Source organism: Streptomyces sp. NBC_00190, from assembly GCF_036203305.1.
GTDB lineage: Bacteria > Actinomycetota > Actinomycetes > Streptomycetales > Streptomycetaceae > Streptomyces.
Genome location: NZ_CP108131.1, coordinates 763,350 through 782,501, shown reverse-complemented (window position 1 = coordinate 782,501; position 19,152 = coordinate 763,350). Strand labels below are relative to the sequence as shown.

The window sequence follows — 19,152 nt, the reverse complement described above, 5'->3', positions numbered from 1 at the left end:
ACCTACCTGCAGCGCCGACCATCAGTCAAGCTCGGCCGTTTTTCGCCACCGGATCACGACAGGCGGGCGAGCTCGGCGCGGATCTCCTCCTCGCGGCTCGGGGCGTCCAGGCTGCGGACGAGTGCGAGTGCCTCCCGGAGCGCCTCGCGGGCGAGGTCGGGCCGGCCGCTGTGTTCCTGGACGCGGCCGAGGGCGGTGAGCATGGTGGCGAGGGCGCCGCGGTCCCGTGCGGCCCGGTGGAAGGCGATCGCGGAGCCGAGCGTGCCCACAGCCTCCGGGTAGCGGCCCGCCGCGTCGTACGCGAGAGCGAGATGCCACGCGCACCAGGCCTCCTCGCCGGGATTGCCCCGGCCCCGGCTCAGCCGCAGTGCCTCCTCCTGGGTGCTCACGGCTTCGTCCGGGCGCCCGCTCTGCAACTGCGCGTCCGAGATGTGGGCGGCAAGCCAGATCCGCGCCCCGGTGTCGCCCTGCGCGTCGTAGATACGGCCTGCCTCCGCGTACCGGAGCATGCCTTCCTCCGGGTGGCCCGACTGGCATGCGAAGTCGCCGTAGTGCGTGAGCACCCAGCCGCGGCGGCCGTCGTCCCCGCGCTCGGTGGTGATCTCCAGGGCCCGCTCGTACAGGGCGACGATGCCGTCGGTGCGGCCGAGCAGGCGCCGGGCCTCGGCCAGATGGATGAGCGAGCCCAGTTCGGCGGGGCCGTCGTGCTGTTCCCGTGCCGCCTCCACCGCCCACGCCTTGGCGGCTTCGAGGTCCTCCCACCTCCCGCGGTACGCGAGCAGCCCGTACAACGACGTGGCCAGCGCGGTGACCAGGTCCCATTCGCCGCTCTCGTGGGCGGCGCGCAGGCCCGCCTGCACGTTGGTGTGCTCCTGCGCGTACCAGGCGAGCGCGTCCTCGGGCGGCCGTTCGTGCGCGCCGGGCAGGGACATCCACGCGGCCAGTGAGCGCTCGTACCACTGGACGGCACGGCGCAGGGTGGCCCGCCGGTGCGGTTCGGGGTCCTCGTTCTCCGCCCGTTCGCGAGCGTAGAGCCGCAGCATGTCGTGGAGCTGGTACCGGGCGACGGCCTCGCCCCGGATCTCCACCAGCTGCTGGTCGGCGAGTTCGGCGAGCAGTGCCTCCGCCCGCTGTGCGGACAGCTCGGTGGCCCCGGCGGCGGCCTCGGCGCTGAAGTCGACACCGGGCAGGAGGCCCAGACAGCGGAAGAAGCCCTGGGTGTCCTCCCGCAGGAGCTGGTAGCTGAGGTCGAAGCTGCTGCGCAATCCGGTGTCTCCGCTCCGTAGGCCGAGCAATGACGTCGTGTTGCCGGCGAGTCTGTCGGCGAGGACCGACAGGGGACGACGGCGCAGCGTCGGCGAGGCGGCCGCCGCCGCGGTGACCCGGATCGCCAGCGGCAGCCCGCCCACCAGCGTGACGATGGAACGGCACGCCTCCCGGTCGAAGCCCGCCCGGCTGCCCACCATCCGTTCGAACAGGCGCAGTCCTTCGTCATCGGGCAGCGGGTCGAGGGGCAGCAGGTCGGCCCCTTCGAGCGCCGTCAGCGCCGAACGGCTCGTCACGACGGCCGCGCTGCCCGGCGCGTCGGGGAGCAGCGGTTCGACCTGCCGGGCGCTCACCGCGTTGTCGATGACGACGAGGCTGGGGCCCTGGCGCAGGATGCGCCTGAGCTCGCGGCGCCGTTCGTCCGGTTCGCGGGGCATCAGGTCGGGCTTCACACCGAGGTGGCCGAGGAGCTGGACGACGGCCGCGTCGGTGGAGACGGCCGCTTCGGAGGCGCCGCCGAGGTCGACGAGGACGCGCGCGTACGGGAAGACGGACCCCAGCCGGTGGCCGAGCTGCCGGGCGAGCGTGGTCTTGCCGACACCGCCCATGCCGTACAGGACGACGACCGGGACCGACTCGCCGAGATCCCGGGTGAGCAGGGCCGTGGCCTCGGCGGCCTCCTGCTCGCGGTCGGTGAAGTGAGCGCTGGGCCGCCCCAGGGCCAGCCGCCCGCCGGTGGCCACGGCCGGACGCGAAGGGACGGACGGGGAACGCGGGCGGACGGTGACCCAGGCCCCGAGGCCGAGCTGCCGCCACCACTGGCTGCCGCGGCTGCCGTCGAGGGCAGCGAGTTCGGTCACCGGCACGACGGTCAGGGACGAAGGGCCCTCCGGGCCGTGGTGCCCGGAGATCACCCCCACGGCGAGCGGGCCGTGTACGGGATCCTGTACGAACACCACGGCTCCCGACATGCCCTGCCACTGCGATCTGCGCGCCGACCCGGCGGGCGGGGCGGGCGGGGCGGCCCCGGTCTCCAGGTGCAGCAGTCCGCGCCGGATGTGGAAGCCGGGCAGGACGCTGCCGTACACCTCGACGCTGTCCCTCAGCCGGGGCAGGTCCGGGGCGTGCGCCGGGTGCGTGTTGAATCCCGGAAAGCCCATCGCCCAGCAGTCCGGTACGGGGGTGATCCCGCTCCGGTCGATCCGGGCGAACGCCACCTTGAACGGGGGCCGGGGGAAGTCCTCGTCCGCGACGTCGAGCACGGCGATGTCGGGGCCGCCCGGCGGCCCGGCGGCCACCACGGTCGCCCTGTACTCGCGGTGGTCGAGCCGGCGGACCAGTACCTCCTCGTCCGGGGCGGGGCCGGTCGTCACGTTGTGCGCCGCCGTGAGTACGTACGAGGCGCCGACCGCGTGGCCCGAGCCCACGGTCCACGCGGATGCACCGGACCCGGCCGGGCGTCGGCGCAGTACCTCCACTGCGTGATCCGTCAGGTTCACCGTTCGTCGTCCCGTCTGTCGGCACGGTTCAGGGCTTCTGGTGACTCTCCTCGTACACCTTGACGGTCTCTCCCCGGCTGTTCACGGGAGGCTGGAGCGTGAGCGTGATCCGCTGTACCTGTTCCCTGGCGTACGAGCCTTCGGCCTCCATCTCCACCACCCAGAAGCGCACCCCTGCCTTGCCTCCGCCCTGACGGGTCACTCCGACGTGGAACTCCAGCTCGATATGGCCGACTTCGAACCGGATGCCGGCGCCGTCGGCCGCCGCGACGGCCTCGTCCAGCTCGGTACGCAACGCCGCTATGGTTTCCGCGAGCCCCAGCTTCACCGCTGTTCCCCCTCCGGATGGCCCTGCCTTCGTGCAGGCGCGGGGCAAGTCTTCCCACTCCGGAAGCGAAAGCCACTCGTACGGTCACGGCCGCCGCGGGCCCCTCGGCAGCCGTCGGGGCCGTCCCGGTCGCCGGGTGGGGCGGGGGTTCCTAGGATGGGAGGAACAGCCTCGGGGACCCGGTGTTTCAGAGGTGATGCTCATGCGCGGCTTCCGGGCCCGGGCCGCCCCGGCGGTTGCCGCCGCTTCCCTGCTGCTGACCGTGCTGTGTGTGGGACAGGCCCCCGCCGCCGCGCCGCTGGGGCGCGTGGACGTCGATCCCGCCACCGCACAGCGGTTGGACGACGCGATCACGGCGGCCATGAAGAAGGCGGACATCCCGGGTGTCAGCGTAGGGCTGTGGTTCGACGGCCGCGGCTCTTACGAGCGCTCCTTCGGCACCGCCGACACCGCCACGGGTACCCCCATGAAGACCGACCTCTTCACCCGGATCGGCAGTGTCACCAAGACCTTCACCGTCACCGGGGTGCTCCAGCTCGCCGACGAGGGCAGGCTGCGCCTCGACGACCCCGTCGCGAAGTACCTCGACGGGGTGCCCGGCGGCGACCGGATCACCATCCGTCAGCTCGCGGACATGCGCTGCGGGCTCTTCAACTACACCGAGGACACCGACTGGCTGGCCGACCTCCAGGCCGACCCGACCCGCTCCTGGACCCCGCAGCAACTCCTGGACATCGCCTTCCGGCACCCTGCCGAGTTCCCGCCCGGCACCCGCTGGGAGTACAGCAACACCAACACCGTGCTCCTCGGCCTGCTCGTGGAGAAGCTCAGCGGCCAGAACCTCTCCACCTACCTGCGTGAGCACGTCCTCGAACCGGTCGGCCTCGACGACACCGCATTGCCGAAGGGCGCCGAGATCCCGAGCCCGTACGCCCATGGCTACACGGCCTTCTCGCCCGGCGGGAAGGTCGTCGACGCCTCCCTGTGGAACCCCTCCTGGGGCTGGGCCGCCGGCGCGATGACATCCACCCTGGACGACTTGCACACCTGGGTCCCCGCCCTGACCGGTGGGAAGCTGCCCGACGGCAGTCGGCTGCTGAAGACGGGCACGCAGGCGCAGCGGATGCGTGCCCTGCCGACCGGCCACCCCGGTGTCGGCTACGGCCTGGGCATCGCCGACATCAACGGCTGGGTCGGGCACAACGGTGAGCTGCCCGGCTACGAGACGATCGCCGCCCGGCTCCCGCAGGACGGTGCGGTCCTCGTCGTCATCGTCAACTCCGACGTCGACAAGGACACCGGGAGCCTGAGCACCCTCATCGGCGAGACCGTCACCGAGATCGCCACTCCGGACCGCCCGTGGTCAGTGCCGGCCGCGGCGCAGCCCAACGCCACGCCCGATGCCCCGGTCCCGCCCACGACCGGAAAGGCGACGCCGCCGAAGCCGTCCGGTTCCTGACCGGATGTTCGGCCCCAGGGGTGTTACGTGAGGGGGGAGTTGACCGGTGAGGGCGGCATGGCCGTTCACCGATGCCGAGCGCGCCGCCCTGGAGCTGGCGGAGCAGGGCACCCGCATGGCCGACGCGGCCGGTGGCGTCATCGTCCAGCAGCCCGCCGGGGACTACCCGCCCGGCCAGTTCGGATAACGGCCGTACGCAGTCGGCGGCGGCAGCCGGGGCGCCTCTCAGGTGAAGGCCCCCGCGCGCGCCGCCGCCACGGCTGCTCGCACCGCCTGCTCCGCCGCGGCTTCGTCGAGGGGAGCGCCGGTGATCAGGAACCGGTAGTACAGCGGGGCCGAGACGGCCCGGATCACTTCTTCCGCGTCCGTGCCCGTCGGCAACTCGCCCCGTTCGACGGCTTGTCGGACGCAGGGCGCCCACTCCGCGACGCGTACCTCGTAGAACCGGTGCAGGGCCTCGGCCGTCCTCTCGTCGGTCGTGGCCGCGGCGATCACCGCCCTGAACAGGGCGCCCTGGCGGGAGTCCGTCAACGTGCGCCGTACGAGTTCGGCGTTGGCCCGTAGGTCTTCGAGCAGCGAGCCCGTCTCGGTGTGCCGCAGCGACTGCTCGGCCATGTCCGTCAGCAGGTCGGCGACGAGGCTGGCCACGGTTCCCCAGCGGCGGTAGACGGTCGTCTTTCCCACTTCGGCGCGCCGGGCGACCTCGGCGAGATCCAGTCCGTGGAAGCCCGCCTCCGCCAGGGTGTCCCCGGCCGCCTGCAGCACCGCCGCCCGGACCCGCGCCGTACGGCCCCCGGGACGCACGGTCCCCGGATCGGGATCTCTGGTCGTCATAACGGGTCTCCGGTTCCATTAGCTGTCGCTCGCTGTTACGTTGTACCCACCTTAAAGGGTCTGTGGTGCTGTTAACGATCGCTGGAGGAGTCCGTCATGGAATACAGGCAGCTCGGTGCGTCCGGTCTCAAGGTTCCCGCCCTGAGCTTCGGGGCCGGCACGTTCGGCGGCCAGGGGCCGCTGTTCGGCGCCTGGGGCAGCACGGACACGCAGGAGGCGCGCCGGCTCGTGGACATCTGCCTGGAAGCGGGCATCACGATGTTCGACACCGCCGACGTGTACTCGGCGGGAGCGTCCGAGGAGGTACTGGGGGAGGCGATCCGGGGCAGGCGGGACCAGGTCCTCCTGTCGACCAAGACCGGCCTGCCGATGGGCGACGGGCCCAGGGACGCCGGCTCGTCCCGCTCGCGCCTGATCAAGGCGACGGAGGACGCCCTGCGCCGGCTCGGCACCGACCACATCGACCTCTTCCAGATGCACGCCTTCGACGCCGGAACCCCGGTCGAGGAGGTGCTGGCCGCGCTCGACCAGCTGGTGCGGGCCGGCAAGATCCGGTACGTCGGCGTGTCCAACTTCGCGGGCTGGCAGCTGATGAAGTCCCTCGCCGCGGCCGACGAGCGCGGCTACCCCCGGTACGTGGCGCACCAGGTCTACTACTCGCTCGTCGGCCGCGACTACGAATGGGAGTTGATGCCCCTCGGGCACGACCAGGGCGTCGGCGCGATGGTCTGGAGCCCCCTGGGCTGGGGGCGCCTGACGGGGAAGCTGCGCCGGGGACTGCCGCTGCCGCCGCAGAGCCGGCTCCACCAGACCGCCGACTACGGGCCGCCGGTGGAGGACGCGCACCTCTTCGATGTCGTGGACGCGCTCGACGAGGTGGCGAAGGACACCGGCAGGACGATCCCGCAGGTGGCCATCAACTGGCTGCTGCGGCGTCCCACGGTGTCCTCCGTCATCATCGGTGCGCGCAACGAGGAGCAACTCCGCCAGAACATCGGCGCGGTCGGCTGGACGCTGACGGCGGAGCACGTGGCCCGGCTCGACGCCGCGAGTCACAAGCCGGCGCCGTACCCGTACTTCCCGTACGAGCGGCAGGAAGGCTTCGCGCGCCTCAACCCGCCGATGATCCCCGCCGCGCCCCGGCGGGCGTCATGACTCCGCGGCGGTCGCTGCCCCGGCCGTGCGCCGAGCGAGCGCGTCGGAGGTCCTGACCGTGATGTAGAGCGAAGCCGCGAGGGCGAGGACGAGGACGGCGCCCATGGCGAAGACGCTGCCGCTCGACACGGCCGGGGGGCTGCCCGCCTCGGAACGGGCCGAGCCGCCGAGGAAGGGGACGATGGCCAGGACGGCGATCCCGAGGGCCACCTCGGCCCAGACCACCTTCGGGAAGTGCCCCAGCGTCAGGTGCAGCAGCGAGGACGTCGCGTCGTCGCGGCGGGCCCGGGCGATGCGGGGCATCAGCCAGAACTGGTTGATGCCGCCGGCCGTGACCATGCCGAGGACCAGCAGGATCTTGACGAGCAGGAAGAGTCCGTAGGTCGTCGTCCAGAGCTGGCTGACGGCGCCGACGTGCTTCCAGCTCATCCACAGACCGGAGGTGAACACCGCGCCGACGCAGACGAGGGCGACGAAGGCGAAGCGGCGCCAGATGTCGGCCCACAGGGCGCCGGCGCCCTCGCTCAGACGGCTGCGGGCACCGGTGAGGGCGGCGAGCAGGACCAGCCCGCCGACCCAGACCACGCCGGTGACGATGTGGGTCTGGCCGGACACGAGGTCCAGCCACTTGTCCCCGTCCTTCGGCTTCGTGGCCGGAACCGCGGCGACGAGCGTGACTGCGAGCGTCAGGGGCAGGCCGGTCAGCGCCAAGGCGTTGAGGTGCCGGCGCGCCCGGGGAAGGAACAGCGAGATCAGGACGGCGGACGCGAGGACCAGTACGAGGTTCTGAACCACGTAGATCGTGCCCTGTGCGATCCAGGCCCCCTTCGCCGCCGGCGCCGTCAGGAAGTCCAGGATCCGCCCCGGCGCGAGAGCGTCACCGAACGGCATGCCCTTGCCGGCCCGGGCCACGCGGCCGGCGAGCTGGAAGTAGCCCGCGACCAACAGCACCACCCCCGCCCAGGCGAGGTACCCGGCAGTTCTTCGTCTCATGGCGTCGACGTCACCGCTGTCGTTCCCCGGTGCGCGCAGTGCGGGGCGGATGGAGGCCGCGTAGGTCACGGTGGCGCCGATGGCCCCGGACAGGCCGATGAAGTAGCCGGACTTGGTGAGGATGCGCCACAGCGGGGGCACGGCGTAACCGGCCTCGGCGGCCAGGGATATGGAAATCATAAGGGCAGGCTAACCTAACTGCCCCCACGCTCCCCTCTCTCGCATGTGCATGATCAAACTGTTATCTCGGGCGGCCCGCGCGGGCGGGCCGGGGCCCTGCTACTTCAGGCCGATCTCTTCGCACGCGGACTTGAGCCGGTCCGTGCAGATCTCGGCGACCGTGTAGACGCCGTCATCGACCACGGTGCTCTTGACGTTGGCCCTGGTCAGCGGGACGCCCGGGACGAGCACCGATCGCACGCCCTTGGTCGTCGGGCTGTCGACGATCTGGTTGATGATCCCGTCGATCTTCTCGCCCTGGGCGAGGGTGACGGCCATCTCCGCGGCGGCCGCGGCCTCGGGGGCGTACCGCTTGTAGACGGTCATGTACTGGTCGCCCGCGACGATCCGCTGCACACCGGCGAGTTCGGCGTCCTGGCCGGTGACCGGCGGCAGGTTGGACACGCCGGCCGCCTTGAGGGCGCTGATGATGCCGCCCGCCATGCCGTCGTTCGCGGAGTAGACGCCGACGATCTTTCCCTTGCCGAGCGCGGAGAGCGCGGCCGACATATTGGTGTTGGCGTTCTCCGGCTTCCAGTCGACCGTGTCGTACTCCTTGCCGACGTTCACCTTGCCGTCGAGGACGAAGTGCGCACCGGACTTGAAGAGCTTGGCGTTCGGGTCGGTGACCGAGCCGTTCATCATGACGATCTGGCCGTCCTTGGCCTTGTCGCCCAGCGCCTCCAGAAGCGCCTTGCCCTGGACTTTGCCGACGTCCTCGTTGTCGAAGGAGGTGTAGGCGTCGATCGGGCCCTCGGCGAGACGGTCGTAGGCGACGACCGGGATGCCCGCGTCCTTGGCCTTCTTGACCGCGCCGGCGATGGCCTTCGCGTCCACGGCGTCGATGATGAGGACGTTCACCTTGTTGGCGATCATCATGTCGACCTGGGCGTTCTGGGCGGCCGCCTCCTGCTTGGCGTTGGCGTAGACGACTTTGCCCTTGCCGCGCGTGAGGCGGGCGACCTCCTTCTCGATGAGCGGCTTGTCGAACTTCTCGTAGCGCGCGGTCTGGTTCTCCGGAAGCAGGAGGCCGACCTTGATCGCCTCGCCCGCCCCCGGTCTCCCGTCGGCGTCCTCCGCGCCGCAGGCGGCGAGCGAGACGGTGATCGCGGAAGCGGCGACAGCCACGGCGGCACGACCCAGATGCGTGTTCACGATGTAAACCTCCCTGACGAGGCCGTGTCGTTGCGGCCGAGGTAGACGCAGTCAACTCGGCGAGGACACCATCGTCAAGAAGTGAACTATTAACGAGATGGCAACGTTGCCATCACTATCCGCAATCGCGCAATCCGGCGTTTTACCTGTCCTTTCGGCATAATTGACCCCACGACACCACTTCAACTTCTGAACTGAAAAGGACCGCCCCGACGATCAACTCGCCGACTCAGGACGACTCCTGGAGGTACGCGGCGATCAGGGCCAGGTCGCCCGCGATGGCCACCACGTCGAGGGGGTTGGCGGTCGGTGTGGACGCGCCGTTGACGCCCGCGTAAAAGGGGTCGAAGCGGCCGCCGCCCTTGTCGAGGTAGCCGGCGATGGTGATGGCACCGACGGCGAGCCGGTCGTTGAGCGAGTCCCCTCCGACAGCCGCGCCGGTCTTCCCGAACACTTTCCCGCGCGCCGGGCAGCTCCGGCAGTTCTCGGCCAGCAGACCGTCGACGCCGAGGATGGGCAGGGCCTCCCGGAAGCGCCGCGCGTCCGGGGTGTGCTGCCAGTACGCCAGCATCTGTACCAGCGCCCGGGGCGTGGCCCGGTCGGCGGGGTTGCCGCCCCGGCCGTCCATGAGCTGCACCTGTCCGCGGTCGACGCCCGCCCGCTCCAGGAAGCCGGCGAGCACCGGGAAACCGTCGACGCACTGGTTGCTGCCGGTGGTGACGGCCATCAGGCAGATGGCCAGGTTGGCGCCCAGGTTGTGACTCACCTTGAGGATCAGCTTGGCGTACTGCTCGTACGGGGGAGAGGTGTACGCCGCCACCCGCGGACGGCCGTCGTAGTCGCGCGGCAGCCGGGCGACCGGGTTGGGACCCGTCGCGTCGCCGGTGACGTGCACCCCGGCCCGGCCGAGCGCCTCGAACAGGGCGGTCCGGCCGAACGCTGCCGGGTCCGTGATGGGGGAGGTGCGCAGCAGCGGCTCGGCGTCCGCCGCGATCGTGCCGGACAGGCGGATCCGGGTGCCGCCCTCGGTGGCGGTCACCGTGATGTTCGTCGGCTTCCCGGCCGCGACGGTCTTCACCGTGGACGTGACCGCGTACGGCGCGACCTTCGGGCGCCAGTCCAACCGGGCGTCCGCGCCCGGCCGGTCGCCGGGTGTGGTCAGCAGGTCGATGAGGTTGTCGTTGATGATCAGGGGCGTCGGGGTGGGATCCAGGACCGGGTCGGGGGCGAAGAGCCGGCTGTCGACGATCACGTCGCCGTCGACGCGGGTGATGCCGGAGTCACGGACCTGCCGGGCGAGCAGGTCGATCCCGGCGAGCGGGTTCTCCGGGGTGAGGGTCGCCCCGGGGAAGTCGTTGGCGTAGGTGTGGTCGAGGTCGGTGTACGCGACCGTGCCGTCGGGGCGCGTCCGGCCGCCCAGGGTGAGGTCGCCCTGGGCGACGAGGTCGAGGTTGCCGGTCAGCACCGCCCCGTGACGCTCCCCGACCGCGTACACGGGGGTCACGAAGCGGTGGTCGGCGCCGAGGGTCTGCCACGTGCCGGAGACGGGGAACAGCTTCGCCGTGGAACCGGGGATGAAGAACTGCCCGGGGAACAGGCTGTGCAGCACCCGCCCGTCGGCCGGTTCGGTCTGCAGCAGTCCCCACTGGGCATTGCGGTACTCCGGCTTCCGCATGATCTCCGTGATGCGCGGGTCGAGCCGGCCCGGGTCTCCCACACCGGTCGGCCACGGAGTCGGCGAGGGCGAGGGCGACGGGGCCGGGGCCGCTCGGGCACCCGTACCCGAGGCGAGCGCCACCAGCAGCAGGGCGGCGCAGCCGGCGGCCACTCGGCGCCGCAGCGCCGCGAAACGGATCGGATCTTCCACAGCGCGCTCCGTTCGTCGCGGCTGCCTTCTCCCGGGGCTCCGAGGCCTGTGACCAGGGTGGCACGGCACGATACGGCCCGCACGTCGCCCCCGGAGGCCGATGGCCGGGTCATCGCCGAGTGCGATAGTCGGTTGACATGGAGTGTGCTCCAACTCCTAGCGTCCTGGGCAGATGATTCCGAGCTCAGGAGGCAACAGCATGACCGACATCCACACCCGGCACCTGGGCAACCTGGCGGTCTCGGCGCAGGGCCTGGGGTGCATGGGCATGAGCCACGGATACGGTGCCTCGGACGACGCGCAGTCGATCGCAACACTGCACCGTGCGCTCGACCTCGGGGTGACCTTCCTGGACACCGCCGACTTCTACGGCGCCGGGCACAACGAGGAACTGATCGGACGGGCCGTCGCCGGGCGTCGCGACGAGGTGGTGCTGGCGACGAAGTTCGGCTTCGCCAACCGCCTGGGCGAGCCCACCCTGGTCCGCGGCGACGCCGCCTACGTGCGGCAGGCGTGCGAGGCGTCGCTTCGCCGGCTCGGGGTCGACCACATCGACCTCTACTACCAGCACCGGGTCGATCCGCGGGTGCCGATCGAGGAGACCGTCGGCGCGATGGCCGAGCTGGTGCGGGCCGGGAAGGTCCGCCACCTCGGGCTGTCCGAGGCCGGCGCGGGCACCATCCGGAGGGCGCACGCGGTGCACCCGATCGCCGCCCTGCAGAGCGAGTGGTCGCTGTGGACCCGCGACCTGGAGGCGGAGATCGCCCCGGTCTGCCGCGAACTCGGCATCGGCCTGGTCCCGTTCTCCCCGCTCGGGCGAGGCTTCCTGACGGGCCGGTACAGCTCGGTCGACGGGATGGCCGAAACCGACGTGCGGCGCAGCCAGCCGCGCTTCGCCGACGGCAACCTCGAACGGAACCTGAAGATCGTCGCCCAGCTCGACGAGCTGGCCGCGGCGAAGGGTGTCACCACCGGACAGCTCGCCCTGGCCTGGGTGCAGCACCGGGGCGACGACGTGGTGCCGATCCCCGGCACCCGGCGGCAGCGCTACCTGGAGGAGAACCTCGCGGCCCTGGCCGTCGAGCTGTCGCCCGAGGACCTCGCCGCCATCGAGGCCGCGGCCCCGGCCGAGCAGATCGCGGGCACCCGCTACGACGCGACCAGCCTCGGTTTCGTCAACAGCTGAGCCGGCGAGCGCGGCCGGGGCGAAATCTCTGGCGGGCGTACACGCCCCGGCCCTGGCTGAATCTTGTCGATCACCCATGCAAACACCTCACGGCACAAGATCACTACATCGAGGTAATGCCGAAGGCTTCTGTTGGTCGAGTGGGTGCACCGGTCGTTAGTGTTCCCGGGGATCTGGACGGATTACCTGACGTTCGTCCCCCTTTTTCCTCTTTCAATCCGGTGACGCGCACGTACGCCGATCGCCGCCCTTACGAAGGAGAGCTCGCCCGATGACCGTTGACACGAGCCCGGAAGCGCAGCTGGAACAGGCCCAGCAGTCCAGCCTGGGCACGGCGGCCGCCCGCAACCTTGCCACCACGACCAAGTCCGCCCCCCAGATGCAGGAGATCACCTCCCGCTGGCTGCTGAGGATGCTCCCCTGGGTGGAGACCAAAGGCGGCACCTACCGGGTGAACCGGCGTTTGAGCTACACCGTCGGCGACGGGCGCATCGAGTTCGTGCAGGACGGTGCAGCCGTCCGGGTGATCCCCCGCGAGCTCGGCGAACTGGCCCTGCTGCGCGGCTTCGACGACGTGGAGGTGCTGACCGCGCTCGCCGGCCGGTGCGTCCAGCGCGACTTCCGCGCCGGCGAGGTGCTGGTCGAGCGCGGTGCCCCTTCCGAGCACATCCACCTGATCGCCCACGGCCGGATCAACCAGACCTCCGTCGGCAAGTACGGCGACGACGTCGCCGTCGCCGTACTGGCCGACGGCGACCGGTTCGGTGAGAACGCCCTGCTGGACGGGGCCGCCGGGTGGGACTACACCGCCACCGCCGAGACCCCCGGCACCCTGCTCACCCTGTCGCGCGCCGACTTCGCCGCCGTGCTGGCCTCGGCGCCGAGCCTCCAGGCCCACATCCGGGAGTTCAGCGCGCTGCCCCACCAGCGGCAGAACAAGCACGGCGAGGCCGAGATCGCGATGTCGGCGGGCCACACGGGTGAAGCCGAGCTGCCCGGCGCCTTCGTCGACTACGAGCTCAAGCCGCGCGAGTACGAACTCTCCATCGCGCAGACCGTTCTGCGGGTCCACACGAGGGTCGCGGACCTGTACAACGAGCCGATGAACCAGACCGAGGAGCAGCTCAGGCTCACCATCGAGGCGCTGCGCGAGCGCCAAGAGCACGAGATGGTCAACAACCGGGAGTTCGGTCTGCTCCACAACGCCGACTTCAAGCAGCGGATCCAGACCCACTCCGGCCCGCCCACTCCGGACGACCTCGACGAGCTGCTCTGCCGCCGCCGCGGCACCAAGCTCTTCCTCGCCCACCCCAGGACGATCGCGGCGATCGGGCGCGAGCTCAACGCCCGCGGGCTCTACCCGGACCACGTCGACGTCGGCGGGCAGCAGGTCCCGGCCTGGCGCGGGGTCCCGATCCTGCCCTGCAACAAGATCCCCATCAGCAAGGAGAACACCAGCTCGATCATTGCCATGCGAACCGGTGCGGACAACCAGGGCGTCATCGGTCTGCACCAGACCGGTCTGCCGGAGGAGTACGAGCCGGGCCTGTCGGTGCGCTTCATGGGGATCGACGAGCGGTCGATCATCTCCTACCTGGTCACCACGTACTACTCCGCGGCCATCCTGGTGCCCGACGCGCTCGGCGTGCTGGAGAACGTGCAGATCGCCCGCAGGCGCGACTAGAGGGCCTGCCCGACGGCCGTGACAGCCCGGACCCTCCCGGGCCGGTCGAGCATGCCCGGGATCCGGGACAGCCACCCATCTCACCAAGGAGCTACGGATGCCCGGTCCTGGGCTTTCCCCTCTGCAGTCGAGCCTGCCCGGCGCCGCGGCGCGCTTCGGGGCCCACGTTCTCGCCAACGCCAACGCCAACGCCAACGCCGATGCCGACGTATCCGGCGCCGAAGCCGCCGTTGGCGTGCTGCCCGTCGGGTTCTCCCTGCCGGGTCCGGCCTCGGTCCCCGCGCCCGCCGCGGGAGCCGTGCCGGTGGGGGAGGTGCCCGTACACGTGGGGGAGGGCGCTGCCGCCGTGCGGCAACCGAGCCCCGCCCTGGAACGGATCCTGCGGGGCCCCAGTGGTCTCGGTACGGCGAGCCTGCACCTGGCCCGGAACGAGGTGCCCGCGGCTCCACCGGCGCCGCGGGCGCCGGTGGCGGGCCGCCCCATCCCGGGCCTCTACCACCACCCGGTGGCGGACCCGGATCCGGCGCGGGTGGAGGAGGTCAGCCGCAGGATCAAGGCATGGGCGCTGGACGAGGTCGAGCTGTACCCCGAGGACTGGGAGGACCAGTTCGACGGCTTCTCCGTGGGGCGCTACATGGTCGCCTGCCATCCGGACGCTCCCACCGTGGAGCACCTGATGCTCGCCACGCGGCTGATGGTCGCCGAGAACGCGGTCGACGACTGCTACTGCGAGGACCACGGAGGCTCGCCCATCGGCCTCGGCGGCCGCCTTCTGCTGGCGCACACCGCGCTCGACCCCCTCCACACGACGAAGGAGTACCAGCCGGAGTGGGCGCAGTCGCTCCACGCGGACGCCCCGCGGCGCGCCTACCGCTCCGCCATGGAGTACTTCCTGCAGCAGTCCACCCCCTCCCAGGCCGACCGGTTCCGGCACGACATGGCCCGTCTGCACCTGGGGTACCTCGCCGAGGCGGCCTGGGCCCAGACGGAGCACGTGCCCGAGGTGTGGGAATACCTGGCCATGCGGCAGTTCAACAACTTCCGCCCCTGCCCCACCATCACCGACACCGTCGGTGGCTACGAACTCCCGGCGGACCTGCATGCGTTGCCCGCCATGCAGCGGGTCATCGCGCTGGCCGGGAACGCCACCACCATCGTCAACGACCTTTACTCCTACACCAAGGAACTCAACAGTCCCGGCCGGCACCTGAACCTGCCCGTCGTGATCGCCGACCGTGAGGGCACCTCCGAACGGGAGGCCTATCTGAAGGCGGTCGAGGTCCACAACGACCTCATGCGCGACTTCGAAGCCGAAGCCGCCGCTCTGGCCGCTGCCTGCCCCGTCCCGAGCGTGCTGCGTTTCCTGCGGGGCGTGGCCGTCTGGGTCGACGGCAACCACTACTGGCACCAAACCAATACCTATCGCTACAGCCTGCCTGATTTCTGGTAATAGAGAGGACTCATCCATGACTAGCACCGATCTCGCCGCCGCCACCTCCGCCAACACCTCACTGTTCATCCCCACCCCGACGACTCCCTACCAGGGCGACATCGCCCGTTACTGGGACCACGAGGCCAGGCCCGTGAACCTGCGCCTCGGCGACGTCGACGGCCTTTACCACCACCACTACGGCATCGGCGACGTCGACCACGCTGCCCTCGGCGACACCGAGGACAGCGCATACGAGAAGAAGCTGATCGCCGAGCTCCACCGCCTGGAGTCGGCGCAGGCCGAAGTCCTCCTGGACCACCTCGGCCCCATCGAGCGCGACGACACGCTCGTGGACGCCGGCTGCGGCCGCGGCGGCTCGATGGTCATGGCCCACCAGCGTTTCGGATGCAAGGTCGAGGGCGTCACCCTGTCGGCCAAGCAGGCCGACTTCGCCAACCAGCGCGCCCGTGAACTCGGCATCGAGGACCACGTCCACGCCCGCGTCTGCAACATGCTCAGCACGCCCTTCGAGACCGGGCAGGCCGCGGCCTCGTGGAACAACGAGTCGAGCATGTACGTCGACCTGCACGACCTCTTCGCCGAGCACTCCCGCGTCCTCGCGGTCGGCGGCCGCTACGTGACCATCACCGGCTGCTGGAACCCGCGTTACGGTCAGCCCTCGAAGTGGGTCTCCCAGATCAACGCGCACTTCGAGTGCAACATCCACTCCCGCCGGGAGTACCTGCGCGCGATGGCCGACAACCGCCTCGTACCGCAGGCCGTCATCGACCTGACTCCCGAGACCCTGCCCTACTGGGAGCTGCGGGCCACGTCTCCGCTGGTCACCGGCATCGAAGAGGCGTTCATCAACTCCTACAAGGACGGCTCCTTCCAGTACCTCCTGATCGCAGCCGACCGCATCTGACCGACCACCGGCTGAAAGGCCGGGCCCGTCACCCGACGGACCGGCCGTCAGTCCCGGAAGCGTGCTTCGAGGGACTCGACGAGACCGTCGATCACGCCGTCGGGTGACGGGCTGTAGTGCGGTACGGCCCATCGCGTGATCCTGGCGTCGATGAGCGTGGGCCGGCCGGAGGCCAGGGCCGCGCGGAACGCCTCCTCGAACTCACCGAGCGTCTCCACCCGGTAGCCGTCAGCGCCACAGGCACGCGCGTACGCGGCGAAGTCCGGGTTCTGGAACTCGACCAGGCCGGATTCGGCGTACGTGACCATCTGGAAGAGCTTGATCAGCTTGAACTCCCCGTCGTTGAAGATCACCCAGATGACGGGGATCTCGTGCTCGACGGCGGTCATCAGCTCGAAACCGGACAGCGAGTAGCATCCGTCGCCGCAGCCCACGACGACGGTCCGGTCCGGGTGGGCGACCTTCAGACCGATGGCTCCGTTGACGTGTCCGGCCATCGGTCCGAAGGACCCGGCCTTGCGGAAGTTCTGCCCTTCTTCGAGCTCCACGTAATACCCGAGCCACGCCAGATGGGCGCCCGCGTCGGCGAGCAGAACACCCTGTGGCGGCAGCATCCGCCCGATGGACTGCGCGAGTTCTCCGGGGTGGATCTTCCCCGTCAGGTGGATGATCTTCCGGGCCTCGTAGTCCTGGCCGTCGACCTCGACCGCCGGTACGTCGCCGACCATCCGCTCCAGCGCGTCGACCAGGGCGGCCACCGCGGGGCGCGCGTCGGACAGCAGGGTGTGGTCGGGCTTGTAGGCCTTGTGGAACTCGCCCTCGGAGATGTTCACATGGATGAGCAGCTTGTCCTCGAACAGGTCCTCGCGGTAGTTGAAAGTGGCGTGCTGATTGAGGGAATTGCCGATGCACAGCACGACGTCGGCCTCGCGGAAGGCCTTCCACGCACTGGAGTGGCCGCTGTCGGCGAAGACACCGACCGCGAGCGGGTGTCCCTCGGAGACGATGCCCTTGCCGTCCAGGGTGGTGAGCAGGGGGATCTGGAACCGCTCGATCAGCCGCTTGATCTCCGCTCCCGCCCCGCTCCGCACCGCGCCGAATCCGACGAGCGTCACGATCCGCTTCCCCCGGGCCAGGGCGTCCGCCAGTACCGCCGCGATCTCCGCCACCCGGCCCGGGTCCGGCAGGACCGGCTTCACGTCGAGCCTCAGCGGCCGGAAGTTCGTGACCTCGACGCCGCGGTGGGTCAGGTCCTCGGGCACGTGGATGTGCACGGGCCCGGGCCTTCCCTCGAATGCGGTGTTGACCGCTTCTTCGAGCACGTCGCACGTGTCGGCGATGTCGGTGAGCAGGAAGGACTTCTTGGTTGTGGCCGCGAACATGGCCTGCGAGTCGGGCGTGCGGTTCACCCCCGAAGTCTCGTTGAGCGAGCCCCAACCGCGCCATTTCATGGTCGCGTACCCCGAGACGGCGAGGACCGGATAGGAGTCGGACATGGCGACGGCCAGCCCCGAGAACAGATTGAACGCGCCCGGCCCGGCCGTCGCGAAGCAGAAGCCCAGCCGGTTGGTGTACATGGCGTAGCCGCAGGCCATGAAGGAGGCGGCCTGCTCGTGTCGCGTGATGACGGGCCTGATCTGCCGTGAATGCTTCAGCGCCAGCATCAGCCCCGCCGAGTTCTCCCCGGCCCCGCCGAAGGCCGCCCGCACGCCGATGCCTTCCAGCCCCTTGACGATGGCTTCGTAGACTCTCATCGGGTCTCCCTCACCCGTCCCATCGCGAGGCGTGCCGACGATGCGCTTCGGTCAGGCCGCCCTGGAAGAACCGGTCGTAGTATTCGGATTCGACGTGGTGGGCCTGCAGCCAGATACCGGGCACGTGGATGGCGTCCGTGTGTGCGGGAAACCGCCCGTGGGTCTCGTGGATGTACACGCAGATGTCCCGTGCGCAGTCGATCACCTGCCGGTCGTACTCACTGGCCTCGGCGAGGTACCGCTGCGCGTAGTCGTCCTTGTAGATGCGGGTGAAGAGATCCTTGTCCGCGTAGATGCCGTGCTCCCCGAACTTGGAGCGGACGACGGAGTCGACCGCGTCGTGCATCGAGGGGTAGTTGGGTGGGCAAGCGCCCTTGATGAGGTGTTCACCGCCGGCCCGCAGGCCCACCGGGTGGGCGCGCAGATCGGCGTACTTCGGCAGCGGCACTTGCCAGCGCAGGACGTCGGCCGGGCGGAACTTCGGGGTGACGAAGTCGAAGCCCAGCATGCGGCCGTAGGTGCGCGAGAACTTCGGGTCGCCCAGCATGATCTGGGGGCTGATCGTCGCGTGGATCCAGGCGCCGAGTCCCATGGCGTCCGCGACCAGCATCATGTTCTGCAGCAGCAGGTCGGCTTCGACCTGCGTACGCATCGGTCCCAGCGAGCCGAGCGGCAGTTTGACGGCGGGATTGAGGAAGCCGTTCTTCACCCACTTCCGCACCCCGGCCGGGCGGTAGAAGTTGCGGTCGTCGACGACCGTCGGCCGGGCTCCCTCCGGCTGGGTGAGCAGGTACATCAGCGCGTTGATGTACTGATGGGAGAGATCGACCACGGGCAGGAAGAGCGTGCTGCCCGGGAGATTGGACAGGAACCGGTTGGAGTCGAGGTACGCCGGGAAGTCGCGCATCCCGTCGGCGACGTCGAGGCGGTGGTCCAGCACGCGCACCTTCGACTGGCGTGCGCGTTCGATCAGGGTGTCGGGATCGAAGGCGTGGTCCGGGGAAGGGGGCAGCTTCCTCAGGTAGTACGTGCCGGTGTCGTTGATCATGAAGAAGTGGGTGGCCTGCGCGTTGTCGGGGCTGCCCGCCGTCCGACCCGTCATGTTCAGGTTCGGCTTGGCCATGATGGGCTGGTGATCGCGCGGGTCCTCGAAGGGCCGGTCGGGCATGGTGAGTCCCGAGGAGCCCGTGAGGGCGATCAGAGCCGCCTCCTCCAGCTCGCCCAGCGGCTCCGGCCGGTTCGCGGAGCGATGGCTCATCGACCCGGCCGGTACGGACGCGCCCTTGCTGACGCGGTGGGTGCGCCGTTTGAAGACCGTCTCCCACAGCGGACGGGAGAGGAGGGCCTCCAGTCCGGGGTGGCTCGCGTGGTCGGGTGCGGCGGACATGGCGTGCTC

At 70.3% G+C, this 19,152-nt stretch carries 14 protein-coding genes and 1 pseudogene; 7 read left to right on the top strand and 8 right to left on the bottom strand.

Features of this window, described 5'->3' with window-relative positions; all coding sequences use genetic code 11:
- Positions 1-53 precede the first annotated feature (53 nt).
- Together OG429_RS04075 and OG429_RS04070 are read right to left on the bottom strand one after the other, a co-directional pair.
- Positions 54-2,765: a tetratricopeptide repeat protein gene (locus tag OG429_RS04075; protein WP_328923890.1), complete on the bottom strand. Its 2,712-nt coding sequence runs from the start codon at positions 2,763-2,765 to the stop codon at positions 54-56.
- Positions 2,766-2,793: 28 nt separating this feature from the next.
- Complete coding sequence (locus OG429_RS04070) at positions 2,794-3,093, bottom strand: trypco2 family protein (protein ID WP_328923889.1); 300 nt, start codon at positions 3,091-3,093, stop codon at positions 2,794-2,796.
- A 202-nt stretch (positions 3,094-3,295) separates the two neighbouring features.
- On the opposite strand from OG429_RS04070, the gene OG429_RS04065 reads away from it, so the two are divergent.
- On the top strand, positions 3,296-4,552 hold the full coding sequence (locus OG429_RS04065) for a serine hydrolase domain-containing protein (protein ID WP_328923888.1): 1,257 nt from the start codon (positions 3,296-3,298) through the stop codon (positions 4,550-4,552).
- A gap of 49 nt (positions 4,553-4,601) precedes the next feature.
- A pseudogene (locus OG429_RS04060) lies at positions 4,602-4,739 on the top strand (carboxymuconolactone decarboxylase family protein); the annotation flags it as partial.
- 38 nt (positions 4,740-4,777) lie between these two features.
- Here the strand turns inward: OG429_RS04060 and OG429_RS04055 are convergent.
- Positions 4,778-5,386, bottom strand: coding sequence for a TetR/AcrR family transcriptional regulator (locus OG429_RS04055; protein ID WP_328923887.1), 609 nt, complete (start codon positions 5,384-5,386; stop codon positions 4,778-4,780).
- Positions 5,387-5,482: 96 nt separating this feature from the next.
- Here OG429_RS04055 and OG429_RS04050 point away from each other — a divergent pair, with 96 nt between their 5' ends.
- Positions 5,483-6,541: an aldo/keto reductase gene (locus OG429_RS04050; RefSeq protein WP_328923886.1), complete on the top strand. Its 1,059-nt coding sequence runs from the start codon at positions 5,483-5,485 to the stop codon at positions 6,539-6,541.
- Here the strand turns inward: OG429_RS04050 and OG429_RS04045 are convergent.
- The 3 genes from OG429_RS04045 to dacB all read right to left on the bottom strand — a co-directional run bounded on the left by OG429_RS04045 (position 6,536) and on the right by dacB (position 10,775).
- On the bottom strand, positions 6,536-7,714 hold the full coding sequence (locus tag OG429_RS04045; RefSeq protein WP_328923885.1) for a copper resistance D family protein: 1,179 nt from the start codon (positions 7,712-7,714) through the stop codon (positions 6,536-6,538). The genes OG429_RS04050 and OG429_RS04045 overlap by 6 nt on opposite strands.
- A 99-nt stretch (positions 7,715-7,813) precedes the next feature.
- A complete protein-coding gene (locus OG429_RS04040) occupies positions 7,814-8,908 on the bottom strand; it encodes a sugar ABC transporter substrate-binding protein (protein WP_328923884.1) in 1,095 nt (364 codons plus the stop codon).
- 229 nt (positions 8,909-9,137) lie between these two features.
- Positions 9,138-10,775 carry a D-alanyl-D-alanine carboxypeptidase/D-alanyl-D-alanine endopeptidase gene (dacB, locus tag OG429_RS04035; protein WP_328923883.1) on the bottom strand — a complete coding sequence of 546 codons (1,638 nt, stop codon included), beginning with the start codon at positions 10,773-10,775 and terminating at the stop codon, positions 9,138-9,140.
- Between the two features lie 199 nt (positions 10,776-10,974).
- Between dacB and OG429_RS04030 the strand changes: the two genes are divergently transcribed.
- The 4 genes from OG429_RS04030 (at position 10,975) to OG429_RS04015 (ending at position 16,002) form a co-directional block, all read left to right on the top strand.
- On the top strand, positions 10,975-11,961 hold the full coding sequence (locus tag OG429_RS04030) for an aldo/keto reductase (RefSeq protein ID WP_328923882.1): 987 nt from the start codon (positions 10,975-10,977) through the stop codon (positions 11,959-11,961).
- Positions 11,962-12,232: 271 nt separating this feature from the next.
- The gene (locus tag OG429_RS04025; protein WP_328923881.1) at positions 12,233-13,645 is read left to right on the top strand and encodes a family 2B encapsulin nanocompartment shell protein; all 1,413 of its coding nucleotides are present in this window, start codon (positions 12,233-12,235) and stop codon (positions 13,643-13,645) included.
- Between the two features lie 97 nt (positions 13,646-13,742).
- Complete coding sequence (locus OG429_RS04020) at positions 13,743-15,095, top strand: family 2 encapsulin nanocompartment cargo protein terpene cyclase (RefSeq protein ID WP_328923880.1); 1,353 nt, start codon at positions 13,743-13,745, stop codon at positions 15,093-15,095.
- Positions 15,096-15,111: 16 nt separating this feature from the next.
- The gene (locus OG429_RS04015) at positions 15,112-16,002 is read left to right on the top strand and encodes a geranyl diphosphate 2-C-methyltransferase (RefSeq protein WP_328923879.1); all 891 of its coding nucleotides are present in this window, start codon (positions 15,112-15,114) and stop codon (positions 16,000-16,002) included.
- Between the two features lie 47 nt (positions 16,003-16,049).
- On the opposite strand, the gene OG429_RS04010 is transcribed toward OG429_RS04015, so the two are convergent.
- The gene (locus tag OG429_RS04010; RefSeq protein WP_328923878.1) at positions 16,050-17,756 is read right to left on the bottom strand and encodes a thiamine pyrophosphate-binding protein; all 1,707 of its coding nucleotides are present in this window, start codon (positions 17,754-17,756) and stop codon (positions 16,050-16,052) included.
- A 10-nt stretch (positions 17,757-17,766) separates the two neighbouring features.
- Positions 17,767-19,143 carry a hypothetical protein gene (locus OG429_RS04005; RefSeq protein WP_328923877.1) on the bottom strand — a complete coding sequence of 459 codons (1,377 nt, stop codon included), beginning with the start codon at positions 19,141-19,143 and terminating at the stop codon, positions 17,767-17,769.
- Positions 19,144-19,152 lie beyond the last annotated feature (9 nt).